12 protein-coding genes are annotated in these 17530 nt (G+C 49.9%); 9 read left to right on the top strand and 3 right to left on the bottom strand.

All coding sequences use genetic code 11. The annotated features are described in order from the left end of the window. Positions 1–923 precede the first annotated feature (923 nt). Positions 924–1778: a transposase gene (locus tag EPO18_RS10725; protein ID WP_292433363.1), complete on the bottom strand. Its 855-nt coding sequence runs from the start codon at positions 1776–1778 to the stop codon at positions 924–926. A 62-nt stretch (positions 1779–1840) separates the two neighbouring features. Here EPO18_RS10725 and EPO18_RS10720 point away from each other — a divergent pair, with 62 nt between their 5' ends. Then, positions 1841–2050: a hypothetical protein gene (locus EPO18_RS10720; protein WP_292433362.1), complete on the top strand. Its 210-nt coding sequence runs from the start codon at positions 1841–1843 to the stop codon at positions 2048–2050. Between the two features lie 578 nt (positions 2051–2628). Here the strand turns inward: EPO18_RS10720 and EPO18_RS10715 are convergent. Continuing rightward, complete coding sequence (locus EPO18_RS10715; protein ID WP_292433361.1) at positions 2629–10056, bottom strand: NHL domain-containing protein; 7428 nt, start codon at positions 10054–10056, stop codon at positions 2629–2631. Positions 10057–10778: 722 nt separating this feature from the next. Here EPO18_RS10715 and EPO18_RS10710 point away from each other — a divergent pair. Genes EPO18_RS10710 through EPO18_RS10700 form a run of 3 tightly spaced genes read left to right on the top strand, consistent with a single transcriptional unit; the run spans position 10779 to position 13235 of the window. Next, positions 10779–11861 (top strand): protein-glutamate methylesterase/protein-glutamine glutaminase, encoded by a 1083-nt coding sequence (locus tag EPO18_RS10710; RefSeq protein WP_292433360.1) that lies wholly within the window; start codon positions 10779–10781, stop codon positions 11859–11861. 16 nt (positions 11862–11877) lie between these two features. Continuing rightward, positions 11878–12495 (top strand): methyl-accepting chemotaxis protein, encoded by a 618-nt coding sequence (locus EPO18_RS10705; protein WP_292433359.1) that lies wholly within the window; start codon positions 11878–11880, stop codon positions 12493–12495. Then, complete coding sequence (locus EPO18_RS10700) at positions 12492–13235, top strand: oxygen-binding di-iron domain-containing protein (RefSeq protein WP_292433358.1); 744 nt, start codon at positions 12492–12494, stop codon at positions 13233–13235. Before EPO18_RS10705 ends, EPO18_RS10700 begins: the two co-directional genes overlap by 4 nt. 21 nt (positions 13236–13256) lie before the next feature. Here EPO18_RS10700 and EPO18_RS10695 read toward each other — a convergent pair whose 3' ends face one another. Then, positions 13257–14645 carry an L-lactate MFS transporter gene (locus EPO18_RS10695; RefSeq protein WP_292433357.1) on the bottom strand — a complete coding sequence of 463 codons (1389 nt, stop codon included), beginning with the start codon at positions 14643–14645 and terminating at the stop codon, positions 13257–13259. A gap of 114 nt (positions 14646–14759) precedes the next feature. Between EPO18_RS10695 and EPO18_RS10690 the strand changes: the two genes are divergently transcribed. The 5 genes from EPO18_RS10690 (at position 14760) to EPO18_RS10670 (ending at position 17450) form a co-directional block, all read left to right on the top strand. After that, on the top strand, positions 14760–15194 hold the full coding sequence (locus tag EPO18_RS10690; RefSeq protein WP_292433356.1) for an AbrB/MazE/SpoVT family DNA-binding domain-containing protein: 435 nt from the start codon (positions 14760–14762) through the stop codon (positions 15192–15194). Continuing rightward, positions 15181–15591, top strand: coding sequence for a PIN domain-containing protein (locus EPO18_RS10685; protein WP_292433355.1), 411 nt, complete (start codon positions 15181–15183; stop codon positions 15589–15591). The genes EPO18_RS10690 and EPO18_RS10685 overlap by 14 nt, the downstream gene beginning before the upstream one ends. 209 nt (positions 15592–15800) lie before the next feature. Next, complete coding sequence (locus tag EPO18_RS10680; RefSeq protein ID WP_292433354.1) at positions 15801–16088, top strand: type II toxin-antitoxin system TacA family antitoxin; 288 nt, start codon at positions 15801–15803, stop codon at positions 16086–16088. Then, positions 16085–16597 (top strand): GNAT family N-acetyltransferase, encoded by a 513-nt coding sequence (locus tag EPO18_RS10675; RefSeq protein WP_292433353.1) that lies wholly within the window; start codon positions 16085–16087, stop codon positions 16595–16597. Before EPO18_RS10680 ends, EPO18_RS10675 begins: the two co-directional genes overlap by 4 nt. A 181-nt stretch (positions 16598–16778) precedes the next feature. Further along, positions 16779–17450 (top strand): type I restriction enzyme HsdR N-terminal domain-containing protein, encoded by a 672-nt coding sequence (locus EPO18_RS10670; protein WP_292433352.1) that lies wholly within the window; start codon positions 16779–16781, stop codon positions 17448–17450. The last annotated feature ends 80 nt before the right edge of the window (positions 17451–17530 follow it).

Raw genomic sequence — 17530 nt, 5'->3', positions numbered from 1 at the left:
GGCGGCATTTCAAAGTCGAGCCAACCTAAGTTGCGGACCCCTTAAGCCACACCCTCGCCAGGAAAATAGACTACGCTTTCTCAACAAGGGTGTCACCTACAAAATACAATGGTAGACCCCTTTTCTGTTTTCGATCACCCAGGTAAAAAAGGTAGAGTAGAGGACAGGCGAGAGCCTGTCCTCTACTCTACCTGTATTTTTCTTCTTGAAACAGTCTTTCAACCAGCCGGCATAAGCCACAAAATCTTGCTCGTTGGCAAAACACACCTGTCGGTTGTTGCCGCAGTTATTCGACCCCAGTTATTCCTATTCCTAATTTATCTCTTTGTACCTCTTTGTATTAGAAAAGCCGATAGAGCTGATACACTAAATATTATAATGATGGCAACAAATAATATTGTTATTGCAAAAAAAATATAATGTTCTTTATCTTTAATAAGGTAAATAATTTCATACCATTTAGTTATAAATATTGAACATCCAATCGCGGAAAATATTGTCCAATGAGTTGAGTGTCGTAAATATATGAACAATATAATAAGCAAAGAAATTATTACCACATATTCACTAAATATTTGAGTAACAATACCAAAAGTTACTCCTTCTGGTCTAAAGGAAATCCTATGTATTTCTCCCCCTGCACAATTATTTATAAATATGTAATTTATTATATTAAACAATAAATACATAAAACCTGCTAACAAAAACAAATGGCTCATAATGGATTCCAGGGAGCTAACTGACAATCAGTTCCAACAGTGAACTTAATAAAGCTTTGCCGCGTTTTTTTGCGTTATGCACAAACTCGAAAAAGCCTAAATAAATCGGTAGATAGGCTTGGGAAATCCCGCGATGCGGACGTAACCAGGAACGAAACACATCGCTGGGGTCACATCGCTGGGGTCAGGTCTTGCAAAGCTACATTAAAGGGTATTTTTTGAATTATACTCTTTGACTGCACGACTGACGGTGGCGTAATGAACGCCGAATTCATCGGCAATCGCCTTCATTGAATAATCCCCGCTCAGATAAGCCAACGCCATCCCCAAGCGCGAGTTTTCCCCATGCTCCTCCCGGTAGCTGTCCAGCGACTTAGCAGGCAGCCGTCGCTGCATACGCGGAATCTCATCTAGCGATTGTTCGGGGGAAACTGCGGCATGCATCCGCGCAACAAACCCTTCACTGCCAAGAAAAACCTGATTGCGAAGGTCTGCCCATAGACTCGGCAACCCGGCTCCGGCACGCACAAAGTCCGCATATTTCTCCTGCGCTCTATCACGTTGTGGATCGAATTGCCCCAACAGCCAATCCGTTTGCAACCAAACCGGAGTGGGCGCCGCACCGATCATGGCAGGGTAACTGCTCCACGGCCAGTCGCCGATCTCTTTGATCATGCCTGCGCGCAACGGGTTGAGCACCACGTACCGCGCCAACTCCAGCAGATAGCTATCCTTCTCAATCAGAATGGATTTGTATCGCCCCTGAAATACATGCCCAACCCGCCCATGAGTCCGGTTGATGGCTTGGGTGTAGACGCCATTGAGCTGGCGCATGCCTTGGGCAAGGTTACCTTCGGGTGTCTCCACCACCACATGATAATGATTGGTCATCTGGCAGTAGGCATGGCAGCACCAATTAAAGCGTTCACATACTTGACCCAGCAAAGCCAGCCACGCTTCGCGGTCGGCATCGGAAAAATAGATGTCCTCGCGCCGGTCGCCGCGCGAGGTAACGTGGTACAGCCCACCAGATAGTTCAATGCGTAAGGGTCTTGACATAAAAAAACTATAGCATAACAATGTGTCTTTGCAAGACCTGACCCTGCCTTTTTAAAACCTTTTTGAAAACCGAACATATTCCATTGGTGGCTTCCGGTTTAGGCGGTCACATAGGGCGCAATATTTTCTTTCTGGCCAGCGATTTTTCCGTCTATGTTAAGCGTATTGAGCACGATGAAGAACAAGCTGTTGTTAACTTGGAAAAGCGTTTTTTAAAAACAAATACCGCCGTACACATTCCACAGCCATCGGATCAGGCTGATTTTTGGTAACGGGCATTATTAAATACAATGGAACGCGGATAACGCAGATAAATATGATGAACGCAGATAATTATAACTATCCAGACATTACTGAAAAAATTATTAATGCATTCTTCAAAGGCTACAATACGTTAGGGTAAAAACAACGGGGTCATAAACAACAGGGTCTATCATTGTATTTGTGTTTCAAAGTCTAGCCAACCTAAGTTGTGGCCCCCTTAAGCCACACCCTCGCCAGGAAAATAGACTACGCTTTCTGAACAAGGGTGTCACCTACAAAATACAATGGTAGACCCCGACGTTTTTTTTAGGTTATTTTTAGGATGCGCCTCCTGACCCCAGTTATTTGGTTCGCAAATTACCCGCCGTACGGAAGTACAAACTTCACAAGTATCAGTATCTCAATAACCATAAAGACAATCGACAAACTAATATCGAACCATTTATAAAATAAAGTTTGCATTTCCCATACACGAGCACGGTTTTGTCTATATTTTGATGACACTATATATAACCATCCTCGATATATCCAAGGTGGGATTGAACCTAGTTCGCCAAGAATATCAAACATTATACAATCCTTTAGTCTAGAAAATCGTCCCAAATTCACCAAGTAAGTCAGTAAGTGACTGACCATTAATTAAATCTAAATCTTGAGGTAATGGCTCATCTTTATCATCAAATTTATCACCAAATGGAAGTAGACCTAACAGATTACGATATGATTCATTGCATTCTGGTTCTGCAAAACCTTCTCCTAGTTGTTTTCCTCCTCTTTTAGCAGCAGACTTCGCTGAATTAAATTTCCATGCAGCTATTGCGGCTGCAGGAGCACCAACTTCAGGTTGTCCAATTCCATATGAAAATACACTTGCTACTGCGAAACCAACACCTTGCAGCCCTAATCGAAATGAATTGGCTGCGTTAACAGCTCCAACACCTAATTTGACCCTATTAATCAGACCTAGCGGATCAATTAAGTTAACCGGATCATTCACCACATACCCATACAAATTGGTATCCCCGCCCTCAAATCCAATCGGGTCTTTGGCTGTCCACCGTCCGGTTTCGGCATCATAATCCCTTGCTCCGAATCTGACCAGTCCGGTGTCGCCGTCATAAAGCCCGCCGGCATAGCCGAACGGCTGGAAGCCGGGGTTGGTGTCCTGGATGACCTTGCCCCAGACATCGTAGTTCATCTTTTGAATCACGGTGTTGGTCGCTATGTCGACGACCAGCCGGGGGGAGCCTAGGTGATCCCTGATGATCCGATAGGTAACGCCGCCTTTGATCATGAAGTCCGGCACATTGACACCGGTGGCGTAAACGAAACGGCTGACGACTTGGTTATTACCGTCGAGTTCGGCAATCGGCTTGAGTGAATCTTGGTACAGGAAGCCCTGCTCCAGCACGTTGTTGCGCTTTTTGCCGATCCGGCGGTTCTGGCCGTCGATCACGTAGTCTAGGGTGGTGCCGCCGGGCAAGGTAACCTGTCTCAGGTTGCCCAGCACGTCGTAGTGGTAACTGGTTGTAGCATTGCCTACGCTCTTGGTTTTCAGTTCGCCATTGGCGGTGTAGTCATACGTCGTATTGTTGTAGTCCAATAGCCGATCTTGGGCGTCGTAGTGGGCAATCGGTGCAGCCTGTCCTGAGCCTGTCGAAGGGTTCAAGTCAGTGCGGTTGCCGTTTTCGTCGTAGCCATAACTGGACTGCACGGCGCCATTCAGTTTCACTTCGATCAGTCGGCCTGCCACATCGTAGGCGTAATCGAAAGTGCTGATGCTGCCTCCGATGGTTTCTATCTTTTGGGTAATCCGGCCCAGTTTGTCGCGGCTGAATTCAGTTTTGTACAAGTCTGCCGTTGTATACTTCGCCAGATATTGAGTGACTTCACCAAAGCCATTGTAACTGTAGCTATCGGTCAAGCTGCCTAGCGCGGTGCCGGTCAGCAGGCCGTTCTGGGTGTTGCGCGCCAGAGTCAGGTTGATGCCCAAGGCGGTGTTTTTAACGGCGGTCAGCAGGCTGTCATTGTCGTACTGGTAGGTGAACGGGTTAGCGCCGTTGACGCTGATCGTGCTGACGCGGAAGTCATTGTCGTAGGTTTTGCCGACGCTGCCGGTTACGACTCCCGACCAGTTGGTCTGGGTCGGTAATGCTCCGCTGAAGGTGTAATTCAATCCTAGCCCATCCGGCGTGGTGATGCCGGTAAGCTTGCCGGTTGTTGAATGGTAGCTATAGCTGTAGCTGCCTTCGAGAATGGTGAAGCTGCCGGTACGTCCGGCCGCATCGTAGCTGTAGTCTATGGTCTGGCCGTCAGGACGTTGCACTTGGATCAGTTGCTTGTCGAGGTTGTAATGGTAGCGGGTGCTGTTGGTGCCTGCCCCCACATCCGGCGGTACGGCGGATTCGGTCAGGTTGACCGGCGTGTAGGTAAAGCTGTGTCCGGGCCGTCCGGGCGGCAAAAGTTTGGTCAGGTTGCCGTTGGCATCGTAACTGAACAGAATCTCGCGGTTGTCCGGCAGGATTTGCCGGGTTACCCGGCCGGCCAAATCGTACTCATACTTGACTTGCCGACCGACCGGGTCGGTGACGCTGTCGAGATAGCCTTGCGGGTTGTAGGCGAAGCTGACTAGGCGCTCATCCGCCCCGCTGCCCTGGACGATGGTTGCCAGACGGCCTTGGGGATCGTAGCTGTTGTTGACCGGCAGTAGGCCGGTCATTTGGGTTTGAGTGAGCCGGCCTAGGCTGTCAATTATTGCCTTGGTTTGCCGGGCTGCGGCACTGGTGGCCGTGAATGCCTTGCTCGCGGCATCGTAGACGGTGGTTTGGGTGCGGCCGTTTAGGGTGACGGTATCGGTCAGCGTGGTCAGGCTCAGCGGGTTGTTCGAATCAGCCAGCACGGCGCTACGCTGGCTGGTCAGGTTGGAGGTCAGGCCACCGGTGCTGGTTTGCAGGCTTTTAGCGATAGGCGACAGCATTGAAAAACGCGGATCGGGACCTTTGAGCGAGGTGGTCACTGTGCCGTCCGCTTCAGTGGTGATCGTGGTGCCGTCGGTTTTTTCCAGCGTGGTCGACGTGGTGTTGTCCGGCTGGGTATGTTTTCGCTCCCGGTCGCCGGTGCTGAGGTTGTGCACGGTATGGGTAGTGACCCGGTTGAGTACGCTGGTCACCGTCGCGATATGTCCGTCGGCCAGCTCGGTACGAGATAGGGACAGACCGCCACCACTGGCGTTCGTATCGGTCAACAACCGGCCCAGTGCATCATAAGCAAAGGTGGAGGCATTGCCGTTAGGGTCTTTGAACGAAGTCAACAAGCCGTCGACGGTGTAAGTCATTTCATGGCTTTCGCCTGCGGGGTTGGTGACTTTGGCAAGGTAACCGTTGCTATCCAAGGAGAATGTGCTGCGCTGACCGAACGGTGCGACGATCGCGGTGGGATTACCCAGTGCATCGCGTTCGATTTGGGTGATCAGGCCGTCGCCGTCGGTGATTTGGCTGAGGCGGCCCTGAGTATCGTAGCTAAAGCTGAGCAGAGTGGCACTGGTGAGGGCGTTTAGTGTTGCAAGATGCCGTCCTGTGGAACCGAAGCGGTACAGTTCTGTGCCGTCTTCCGAGGGGATGGTGAATTCGTTCCAGTTAAAACCTGGCAGCGATGGCTTTAGGCGGCGTACGCGGTGGTTGAGCACGTCGGAGAGATAAACCGTACCGTCAGCGCTGACGCTGATATTGCGCGGATAGTTGAACTGTGTTTGCAAGGGGTAGCGCCCATCACCATTGAAACCACCGGTTCCAAAACCTCCCGTAGGCCCCGTGCCAGCGAGCGTGTTGATTATGCCGTCCGGCGCTACTTTGCGTACACGATTATTGTAAGCTTCAGTGATGAGTAGGCTGCCGTTCATCTGGAAGACGATGCTCGAAGGCAGTATCTGTGCATTTGTTGCCGGTCCACCGTCGCCGCTATAGCCGCCGCTCCCGTTGCCGGCGACTGTGCTGAGAACGCCGCTAGGAGTGAGACGACGGATTTTGGCGCCGGTATCGGTAAAATATAAACTACCGTCTCTGTCCAAAGCCAGAAAGCCGGGATGCATGGGCGCTGTAAGCGGGGGAGTACCGTCGGCAGCTTGCCCGTCGCTACCATTTCCGGCGACGGTAGTGATCTGACCGTCAGGAGAAATCCGACGGATACGGTTGTTGAACAGATCGGAGAAATAAACCGTATTATCCGGCGCAACAGCGACAGAGTATGGGCCATTGATTTGTGCGGCAACTGCCGGGCCGTTGTCTCCGGAAAATCCCGCGCTGCCGGTACCGGCGATGGTGCGAATGATTCCATCAGGAGTGATTTGACGAACTCGTTGGTTGGCAAAATCGGCAATATAGAGACTGCCATCAGAACCTAGGGCGATGCCATCCGGCTCATTCAATTTCGCTTGAGCAGCCAAACCACCGTCGCCGGCGTAACCCGCGCTACCAGTGCCTGCGATAGTGCGTATCAAACCATTGGCCCCAATATACCGGATTCGATTATTACCGCTATCGCAGAAATAGAGCCCACCGTCAGCTGTGTTGATAAGGCTTTGCGGTCGGTTCAGCATGGCTAAATCGGCTCTCCCTCCATCTCCGCTGAAACCTGCTGTACCATTGCCAGCTACGGTGGTGATGACATTGTTTGCAACCGCGCCTTGAACGCTACGTTGACTGCCATCGCCTAGGTAGAGTATTTGCGCAACCGGATCATAAGAGTGATGTGTATTCAGACTCCAGGCGGCCAAGTTATCGCTACGATTAGTCCATCCTCCCAACCGTGCAGTCTGTTCCTGCCATATCCGCACTTCGTTGCGTGCGCGATTACCTTCAAGCGGTACTCCCGAGAAGCGGCCAAAAGCGGCTGATAGCGCTGCCGGAGTAGCATAGACAGGGGCGTAAGCGTAACCAATCTTGATGGATGCTGCTTGAAAACCCTGAACTGGACGGCCAAACGCATCGACTCCATCCCATTCAAACGGAACGGTTTGATTCGGTGTAGGCTGAAAACTTTGTTCAAAGCGGCGGCCTGCGACTTCCACTACCATGTCAATCCGCTTTAAAGAGCTTGGGAGCGTGGCCCCGCTCAACGGTATCTGCATGGTGTTGGACTTTCTTCCTGCCACTCTGGCGCTACGATAGTTGAGAGTGTTCGAAGTGCCGGTGATTGGAAGAGTTTCACCCAGCACTTGATTTTCGCATTCGACAATGGAGCCAGGGAGTTTACAAGGGTCATCCACTTTTTTATCAGTCACAGGCGGTAGATTTTTCGCTTGAACCGCATCGTCCGGCATTTTATATGGCCAGTTGCAATCCCAGGTGGACAAATGTGTCACCTGAACCCGCCATAATGTTTTGCCGACCTGATAAAGACTAGCGAGTTGAGTTCTTTCCTCGGCGGTAATACCCAAAGCCAGCAATTTGGCTTCACTATCTGCCAAGTTGTCATTGTCGCTGTCAATGTCGGCGACGCCGTTATTGATGGCGAAAATTTTAATGACTTTGCCGTTGTCGGAGGGTATCCAGGCCGCCTTGGCTCGGTCGTAGTAGCCCACCGGAACTGCGGTGCCGACCGGAAAACTCAGGAAATTATCGATATAGAACGGCACCGGCCTGTCGAATAACACATCCTTGCCGTCGACTTTGACGTCGGTCTCGTCCGCTTTCATTTCGAAGGCATAGGTATAGGCGCTGCTAGGCGGCAAAGGTCCAGGCATAGATTCAGAGCCGTTTGCGCCAACGGTGTATTCGGTCAGGCGAAGATTGAGCGTATTAATGGGCTTTGTGCTGCCGTCAGGGTTATAAATCTGAGCTTGGGTGCCTTTCGGAATCAGTAGCGTAGCTTGCCGGACGCCATCCTGATCGGTGACTTGACTGCCTTGGGCCACCTGAAAATCCTGCGTATTGTCGTTCAGATCGATGGTGGTGACCTTGGCGTCCTGTTGGATCAAAATTGCGGTATCGGCAAAGGCGTAATTCTGCCAAGGTGCAGAGACTTGTCGTTGAACCGGCAAGTAACCGGTTTTTTTATAGTTGATGGTCAACAAGCCGCCGCCGTTAACCGCCATGTCGAACAGGCCATCCGCCCGGCTCAAGGTCTGGCCTAACTCCGGGTGATCCTTGATGGTGATGGTCACGCCGGGCAGTGCGTTATTGTCCTTGTCCAACACTTTGCCGCGAATGACTGCAACGCGTTTGGCGTCGATGGTGCCGGGAGCAACGCCGGTCTGGATAGGGTTACTGCCGGAATAGAGGAACTCGGTCGAGGCCGAAACCGTAGTCGCCACGGTTGTATCGATTTTGGGTGCGATAATTGCCGGATCGGGAGGCAATCCTTGATCTGGTCCTAGCGATAGGGTCAGAGTGACGGTGGCCCCTACTGCTACTAAAGAACCTGCATTTGGAGTTTGCGAAATTACACTGCCCGGAATAGCCGGGTTATTGATAAAACTGGACGTACCGACGCTTAATTTGGCGTTAACAAGGGCCGTTTCTGCGGCGGTGCGACTCAGATTGACAAGATCGGGGACGGTTATAAGTCCCGATGGCGCCACTGTTACGATGAAACTTTGGCTATCGCTGCCGCCTTTGCCATCGGTGACGGTGACGTTAACCGGCTGAGCACCGGTTTGATCGGCTGCCGGCGTCCAGCTGATCAGGCCGCTTTGGGGGTTGATAGTCATACCGGAAGGATAGGAGCTAAGGCTGTAGCTTAAGGTATCGTTATCCGGATCGTCGGCATTCACATCATAGCTGTAGAGACTGCCCACGGTTGCAGCCAATATCGGGCTGGAAGTGATTCGCGGGGGATTGTTGACCGGCGCTACGACGGATACGGTAACTAAAGCTGTAGCGGGATCGCTATTAAGCTGACCGTCGTTGACGATCAGCTGGCCGACATAATCGCCGGTTTTATCGGGCGTAAAAACGGCTTTTGTCTGGTCGGCTTGCTGGACCACGGCGCTACTGCCCACCGGCTGATGCAATAAGGACCAGATATAACTCAGCGCATCGCCATCGGCATCTGAGGATAGACTGCCATCCAACTCGACCGGAATGCCGACGGTTTTATTGATTTGATCCGGTCCTGCATTAGCTACCGGTTTAGAGTTTTGGGTATCGATGGCGACCAGATCAGGCTCGCTGTCCAGTTCGCCATCATTGACGATCAGTTTGGCGACATAATGGCCGGGCTTGTCGATAGCGATACGGCATTGCTGGAGATGGTCGTCGATAATGACGGTGCTGCTGGCCTCGGGCTTTTCAACCAGGCTCCAGCGGTAGCTCAAGGTGTTACCGTCGACATCGTGGGATAAGCCGCCATCGAGCCCGACAGTATTGCCGACGAAGGCACTTTGATCAGCTCCCGCGTTCGCAACCGGCACGGAATTGCGCGTATCGATGGCGATGGGGTCCGGGACACTGTCGACAAAACCATCGTTAACAATCAGCTCAGCTTGGTAATGTCCGTAAGCGTCAACCGGAAATTCAGGGCGAATGGCTGTGCTATCGCTGAGCTGGGTGTGGCTGTTTGCAGGCGCTTCGGTGATTCGCCAACGGTAACTTAAAGTGTCGCCATCATTGTCGGTCGATGTGCTGCCGTCGAGTAATGCCAAGCCGCCGACATAGAGAGTTTGATCGGCCCCGGCGTGTGCTATCGGCGCTTGATTGCCACGCAATAATTGCACGGTGATAGAGCCGCCGGGTTTGCCTTGCAACTCGACGGTTAAGGTGTTGGATAATTGGACGGTGACCGGCAGGGTCAGCCTAGTCATTTGCTGGTTGAAGTTGGAGGGGCTCGCTATCAGGTTACCGTTCCAATAGATAGTACTGGAGCTGACATAGTCGCCGGTTTGAGTATCGTCTTGCAGGCCGCCATTGACGATAACGAGTCGGTAAGACGCGGCAGGGTTGGTAACGGCGATAGTTCGTTGCACCTGCACCGGGTTGCCGGTGCTGCGGGTGAATTGCGCAGGACCATAAATACTCACGCCCTCCGCCCAAGATAAGCGGCATATAAACAAAGTCAGGATGAGCAATAATGAAAGCGTGTAAGGTAATAAGCTGTGGCTAGAAACCGCGATTTTATTGTATAGGTTGTTGGATTTTCTGGGGAATTGCAACATGCTCATAAATGAAGCCCTAACGTTTTAAGTAACTATTTATTGTAAGCCTAACAAAAATAGCTCAGTTTCCATATTTTTATTGTGTTTTATCTTGTTTGATTATCTTAAAAAGAGATGTCATATTTGAAACGATTGATCTGTTTAGCCTGAAACCATGGGCATTTATTCACTCGAAGGCAGACAAAAAAATCGGTTTTTTAAAAGCGTAAAATCAGCGCATTGATTGCCGATCATTTGATGGAAAAACCCTATTGAATTTGGATTGCACTTATGAATTGAATCTAAGATTCAAAATTTAACTGAAAAGATCATCAATGCAGTCTACAAGGGATACAATAGGTTTGCTAAAACATGCTTTTTAGAGAAGATTTATGAAAAGTCATTGATCTTTTCGAGATAGATTTGTCGGTTGGCAATAAATCAATTGAACCTTGCCCGAAGAACACGAACTTCAATTAATAAATTATTTAAAAATCAACAGGAAAAGCCGGCGTTTAAACATAAAGCTTTCAGGTAAGAAAATCTTATTTAATCATAATTGTCGGCACCCTCTTTTGCCTGCTGAATAATAAAAACAATAAAATCTAATGATTAAACTATTAATAGTCGATGACTCCGCCGTAGTACGGCAGGTATTAACCGGTTTGTTGGACGGCGTGTCAGACATAAAAGTAATCGGCGCTGCGCCAGACCCTATTTTTGCGATGAAGAAAATGGAAACCGAATGGCCGGATGTCATCGTGCTGGACATTGAAATGCCGCGCATGGACGGAGTGACTTTCCTTAAAAAACTGATGAGCGAGCGCCCAGTCCCGGTAGTCATTTGTTCCACCTTGACGGAAAAAGGCGCGGAAGTGACCATGCAGGCGATGAGTGCCGGTGCGGTCGATATTATCACCAAGCCGAAAGTAAACTTGCGCAACTTCCTGCAAGAATCCAAATCTACCATTATCGATGTAATCAAGGCGGCCGCGGCATCCCGGCCCCGGACAATCAAATCAAGCGCTGCCGCGCCCAATCCTGCCCCTAAAAGCATAAACAGCCTGTTCGGCACTAGTCCCCTAAAGCCGATGATACAGACGACCGACCGGGTAATCGTCATCGGTACTTCAACCGGTGGCACGCAGGCATTGGAATACCTATTCACCCAGTTGCCGCGCACCGCCCCGCCGATTGTGGTGGTGCAACACATGCCGGAACATTTTACCGCGGCTTTTGCCAAGAGGCTGGACGGCATTTGCCAAGTAACGGTAAAAGAAGCCGCACAAAATGATCGCGCATTACCCGGTGTGGTTTTAATCGCTCCCGGCGGCAAGCACATGTTATTGCACCGTAGCGGCGCACAGTATCAGGTTGATGTCAAAGACGGGCCGCTTGTCAGTAGACATCGCCCCTCGGTTGACGTACTATTCCGCTCCAGTGCCCAGTCTGCGGGGCCTAATGCGATAGGCATTATCCTGACCGGCATGGGCGATGACGGCGCCCATGGCATGAAAGAGATGCACGATGCCGGAGCCCTGACCATAGCGCAAGATGAAGCCAGTTGCGTGGTCTATGGCATGCCCAAAGAAGCGGTCAAGCTGGGTGCTGTCGATGGTATTTTGCCTTTGTCAGCGATTCCGCAACTGATTATGCAGGCGCCTACCCGAGCGCTGTTTAAAAAAATCTAAATCCAGGTATCTTATAGTGCAAGCTTTGAATGAAGTATCTTACGACACTGCCGCGCACTTGGCACGGCTTGAGCTGACCTTGGTCATCTGCGAAGACATCAAGCTCATTATTGAGATCCCATTCAAAACCAATTTAATCGCCGTTAATGCGATGCTTATTACTCGTCGCGCCGGCATCAAATCCCGTGGATTTAGTGTGATTGCCCTCGAATTGCGCCTGCTCAGCGCTAAGCTACGCGAGCTAATGAACGAGGTGTCCAAGACAATTGCGATGATAATTTACGATGTAACAATTTTGTGCAAGGCGCAGCGCATGATGGGCTATTTGCAGCTAGCGTTGATTGGCGACCAGCACGCGATAATTGATTCGGCTATCTCGCATAAACAAGCCGATATGAATAAGCTCAATCATGGAATCGAAGAAGGCCTATCCTCGCTATTGTGGACATTGGAAAATGCTTATGAGTATTGCAAAACCAGCGAGGCGCTCAGCCGTAATGCCAAAATAGAAGCCGCCTACGGACAGGAGTTGAGCGGCGAACTGAAACTTGTTGCCGAGCGCATCGAAACCACAATGGACGAAATCACCTCTTCCCTGCAAACACTTATACATAACATCCGCGCATCAACATGAAAAAAATCGAATATATTTACAGTAAAGGCACGCATCGTTGGGCAGCCGTCACCCGCGATCCGGAAAGACCCAACTATCTGATCGATACCAATGAGTACCTGATCATTAATCGTGATGAAGCACTGTTAACCGACCCAGGCGGCATTGAAATCTTTCCCAGCGTATTTTCCGCGATCAGCACTGAATTCGATCCGAAAAAAATCCGCGCTTTATTTGCTTCGCATCAGGATCCTGACATCATTTCCTCCCTTTCGCTTTGGCTGGACATCAGCCCTGGAATCAAATGCTATATTTCGTGGTTATGGGAATCTTTCGTCCCCCATTTTGGCGGCAACAACACGACTTTTCTTTCTATCCCTGACGAAGGCATGCCGATCCATTTAGGCGATTTAACTTTGCAGGCGGTGCCCGCCCATTACCTGCACTCTTCCGGCAATTTCAACTTATACGACCCTCAAGCCAAGATACTTTTTTCCGGTGACGTAGGAGCCGCCCTGCTGCCGTACGGGGAAGAGTATTTATTCGTTGACGATTTCGACAAACATGTACGTTTTATGGAAGGATTCCACCGCCGCTGGTTTGGCGCCAACGACGCCAAACTGGATTGGTGCGAACGCGTCAGCCAAATGGATATTGACATGCTTTGCCCCCAACACGGCGCTATCTTTCAGGGACCGGATGCAATGCGCTTTATCAATTGGCTGGCGGATTTAAAAGTCGGATTGCAGGCAAAAAAATAATCTTGTTAGTAAGGCGCGGCTTTATGCCGCATCATACTCATCATTCACTTGATCATGCTGAAGATGATGTTTTTCATCGACAGCCTTGATGCCCAAATTGCAAAAGAATCCCACCAACAATAGCCCGGCCATAATCTGCATGGTCATGTTGTAGGCATCGGCTTTCGGCACGCCCTGAGCGATCTGGCTTTCCCTGAGGTAATTCACCAGCACCGGCCCGGCAACCCCTGCCGTTGCCCAAGCAGTCAACAATCGGCCATGAATCGCGCCGACGTATTTCGTGCCGAAAATATCGGCCAGATAAGCCGGAATGGTTGAAAATCCGCCGCCGTACATACTCATAATCACCGCATAGCAGCCCATGAACAGCAGCACATTATTCATTCGTCCGGTATAAGGCACAATAGAATACAACACACAGCCCAGCATGAAAAAGGTGAAGTAAGTGCTTTTCCTGCCCAGGTAATCGGACAGAGTCGACCAGAAAAACCGCCCGCCCATATTAAAGAAGCTCAGCATGCCAACGAATGCCGCTGCTTTTTCAGGCGTGATCTGATCCTTAAACATCTCCTGGCTCATCGCCGAAGCCTGACCGAGCACACCGATTCCGGCCGTCACATTCAGGCACAGGACCAACCACAACAAATAAAACTGCGGCGTTTTAAGTACCTGCTCGACATGCACATGGTTGTCGGTTATCAACTTGCTTTTGCGTGTGTCCGGCTGAAAATTAGCCGGCAACCAGCCCTCTTCCGGCAAACGGATACTGAATGCGCCGACCATCATAAAAACCAGGTAAATGCAGCCCATGACTATAAAAGTTTCGGCAACGCCAACCGATGTCAACGACGAAAAATGCTTCATTAAAAACACGCCTAACGGCGCGCCTATCATTGCGCCGCCGCCAAAACCCATGATTGCCAAGCCGGTCGCCATGCCGCGCCGGTCGGGAAACCATTTAATCAGCGTCGAAACCGGCGACACATAGCCCAGCCCCAAACCGATACCGCCCAACACGCCATAGCCCAAATACAGTAGCCAAATTTCATGCAGCTCCACACCAAGCGCCGCAATAAAAAAACCGCAACTAAAGCAAAGCGCCGAGCAAAACATCGTCACGCGCGGCCCGACTTTCTCCAGCCATTTACCGGCAAATGCAGCCGACAGACCTAAAAACACGATGGCCAGACTGAATATCCAACCCAGGGTAGTCAACTTCCAGTCTTCCGGCAACGACTCGGTCACGCCCAGCACCTTGGTCAACGGCAGGTTAAAAACGCTGAATGCATAAACCTGACCGATACACAGATGCACCGCCAGTGCAGCCGGAGCGACCAGCCAGCGGTTAAAACCGGGTTTGGCGATAATTCTGTCTTTCGATAAAAAGGACGAGTCTAACCACGTGGACATAAGGCTTTGTTCCTGTTGTTTATTATTGTAATTAGGCGGGTATTATCGTCGAAAAACGCCTCTGCTGCCAATACATGGAATTTAAGCGCAATTACTCTCTACTTGCCGGATTCCATGATCATACAATTCAAGCTCGCCGCCCATGTCCTCAATGTGACTGCGCAGAGTGGAAATGTACACGTCGCGCGTTTTTCGGTCTTGGCAACAACCAGCATCATGCTGTCCATCTTTCTAGCCGCACAAAGAAGCATTAGACCGGCCGTCAGTTGGATATACAATAAATACCCGTATATCTTTTATACATGGGAGTCTGTCATGCAAGTCGAAAAATGGGGTAATAGCTTGGCCGTAAGATTGCCCGCGTCGGTGGTCGAAGCGCTTCAGCTTAAAGAAGGCGATGACATCGAGATTCATATCGCCGGTGAGCGGGTTTTCGAACTTGAGAAAAAACCCAGTCCGCAAGAGCTGTTAGCCCGGTTGCGCAAATACCGGGGGCGTTTGCCCGCCGACTTCAAGTTCGACCGCTTGGAAGCCCATGAAAACCGATAGGCCGTTTTTCGATACCGACGTTCTGGTGTATTTACTGTCCGAAGATAACCGCAAAGCGGATCAAGCCGAAGCGATTATTGTCAAGGGCGGCATCATAAGCGTTCAGGTGCTCAATGAATTTGCCTCGGTCGCATCGCGAAAACTGGGGATGGGTTATGCCGAAATACGCTATGTGTTGGGGATTGTACGAGCTGTATGCCAAACCCAAGCGGTGGCTGTCGATACCCATGAGCGGGGATGGGATATTGCGGAACGATTCGGTTTTTCTCTGTATGGCAGTATGATCGTCAGCTCTGCGCTTCAATCAAGCTGTGATATTTTGTATTCCGAAGATATGCAGCATGGTCAAGAAATCGATGGGCAATTAGTGGTTATAAATCTTTTTCTGGATAATTGAAGGGAAAACCAATAGGGTCTTGCATTGTTGCAAATAACCATGAAATATCTATAGCCAGTAGTTTTGTGTGCAATATACAAGGCTTGGAACCTTTTTTGTTATCACATATAAAAGGCAAGGAAAAAAATGAGTAGGTAATGACTCATTATCTGTGTTGCAACGTTCTATACAGTAATATATGCTCAAGCTGTATTCAAAGGAGTATAGCCATGCCACATGCACAAACCAAAGAAGCGTCTTCCGTTTCCATTAACATCCGCGCTAAAGCCAAACAGCGCGATCTCATCGATCAGGCCGCAAATCGTTTGGGTCGCAGCCGGTCTGATTTTATGCTTGAAGCCGCCTGTCGTGAGGCGGAAGACGTGCTGCTCGATCAAACATTTTTCACGGTCGATAAAGTCACCTTTGCTAAATTTCAAGCACTGCTTGATCGTCCATTACCACCGACCGATAAGCTACGCCGGTTGCTCAAGACCAAAGCGCCCTGGGAGAAATGACCGCCCTTGATTTCACACCGCCCGCACCGATCACGGCTGATCAAGAGCTGGCGAATTTTGACTGCGGCGAATCATCCTTAAATGAATGGCTTAAAAAGCGGGCATTTAAGAATCATGCAACTGGCGCTTCGCGCTGCTTTGTTTTATGTACCGGTACGGATGTTATTGGTTACTACAGCCTGTCCGCCGGTGCGATCAGCCTTGATGCGGCACCCAAAGCGATGCGACGCAACATGCCCAACCCGTTGCCAGTCCTGCTGCTGGGCCGGCTCGCCGTCGATAAGCGCTACCATAATCAGGGAATCGGGCAGGCACTGTTGCGCGATGCGATGCTGCGGGCAGTCAACGTCGCTGCTGATGCCGGGGTATTTGCAATATTGGTTCACGCTCTTTCCGACCAAGCCAAGCAGTTCTATCTTTCACGTGGTTTCGTAGAATCGCCTTTACAACCGATGACGCTGTTCATGACGATAGAAACAATCCGATCAATTTTGGCTGAGGCTGATTGATAGTCAAAATATGCACAATTCAAGACCTGGAACCTTTTGTGTGAGGGCGATAATTGGTCGGCGTCGTTCTGTCCGAAACGTTTAAGCGCAACGACTTGGCTCCGGCATAGGAAAAACGTTAGGATTGGGGGGTTCACTCCCTCCGTATGGAGGGCCGATTTTTATCCAGAGGGAATGATAAGTGACTAATTTTTGGAATGATATTCAGAATGCTTCATTCAGCAATGAGGCCAGCGTCGAGCTTCGCTTGGTTATTCCACTCTTGCATGCTCTTGGCTACGACGATCATGATATTAGTTCCAAATATCCAGTGGTTTTCCAGGAGGGAAGAAAAGGACGAAAGCCTGAAGCCGACTTTGTAGTGTTTTATGGTCCGATTCACGACAGAAATACATCTCTAATTGTCGTAGAGGCTAAAGTGCCCGGGGAGTCGTTTGGGGATGCAAAAGCGCAGGGCGAATCATACGCATCAAATATCCGCGCACCATTTCTTTTGCTGACGGATGGGAATAACTTGGAGATTTGGCAGTTACAACCAGCTCAAGAGAGTGAATGCATTGTGCAAACGGCAGTACACTCATTATGTTCTGTTCGAGGTAAGATTGAGGCTTGTCTTGCTAAAGATGCTGCTTTTGCTTACTGTCGATTACTGGCTCATAAGAACATCCTGATTGCTACAAATGATTTTGGAGCTTATGAAACTGCCGAATTGAACCGTACAGCTAAGTATCAGTCCTTTATAGAAAGAACTCTGTCCAATCACGGCATTAATCAAGAAAAAACTCACGATTCTAGTCAATTGCTGTCCTGTTTCCCTAGGGAAACGCTGATTAAATCCGGCTTCATGGGATAATATTGCCATCGAACTCAATAAATCCAATACTCCTATGTCCTATCAAACCAGTTTTGCTGACCTCGACTATAGCCACAAAA

This window comes from Methylobacter sp. (genome assembly GCF_004322395.1).
Classification (GTDB): domain Bacteria; phylum Pseudomonadota; class Gammaproteobacteria; order Methylococcales; family Methylomonadaceae; genus Methylobacter_A.
The sequence above is the reverse complement of the archived record's forward strand: the minus strand, read 5'-3'. Positions and strand labels throughout refer to the sequence as shown.

Excerpts from the sequence above, each read along its gene's own strand:
- EPO18_RS10710 (WP_292433360.1), top strand. The coding sequence starts at position 10,779 with ATGATTAAACTATTAATAGTCGATGACTCCGCCGTAGTACGGCAGGTA.
- EPO18_RS10695 (WP_292433357.1), bottom strand. The coding sequence starts at position 14,645 with ATGTCCACGTGGTTAGACTCGTCCTTTTTATCGAAAGACAGAATTATC.
- EPO18_RS10700 (WP_292433358.1), top strand. The coding sequence starts at position 12,492 with ATGAAAAAAATCGAATATATTTACAGTAAAGGCACGCATCGTTGGGCA.
- EPO18_RS10725 (WP_292433363.1), bottom strand. The coding sequence starts at position 1,778 with ATGTCAAGACCCTTACGCATTGAACTATCTGGTGGGCTGTACCACGTT.
- EPO18_RS10685 (WP_292433355.1), top strand. The coding sequence starts at position 15,181 with ATGAAAACCGATAGGCCGTTTTTCGATACCGACGTTCTGGTGTATTTA.
- EPO18_RS10690 (WP_292433356.1), top strand. The coding sequence starts at position 14,760 with ATGATCATACAATTCAAGCTCGCCGCCCATGTCCTCAATGTGACTGCG.
- EPO18_RS10675 (WP_292433353.1), top strand. The coding sequence starts at position 16,085 with ATGACCGCCCTTGATTTCACACCGCCCGCACCGATCACGGCTGATCAA.
- EPO18_RS10680 (WP_292433354.1), top strand. The coding sequence starts at position 15,801 with ATGCCACATGCACAAACCAAAGAAGCGTCTTCCGTTTCCATTAACATC.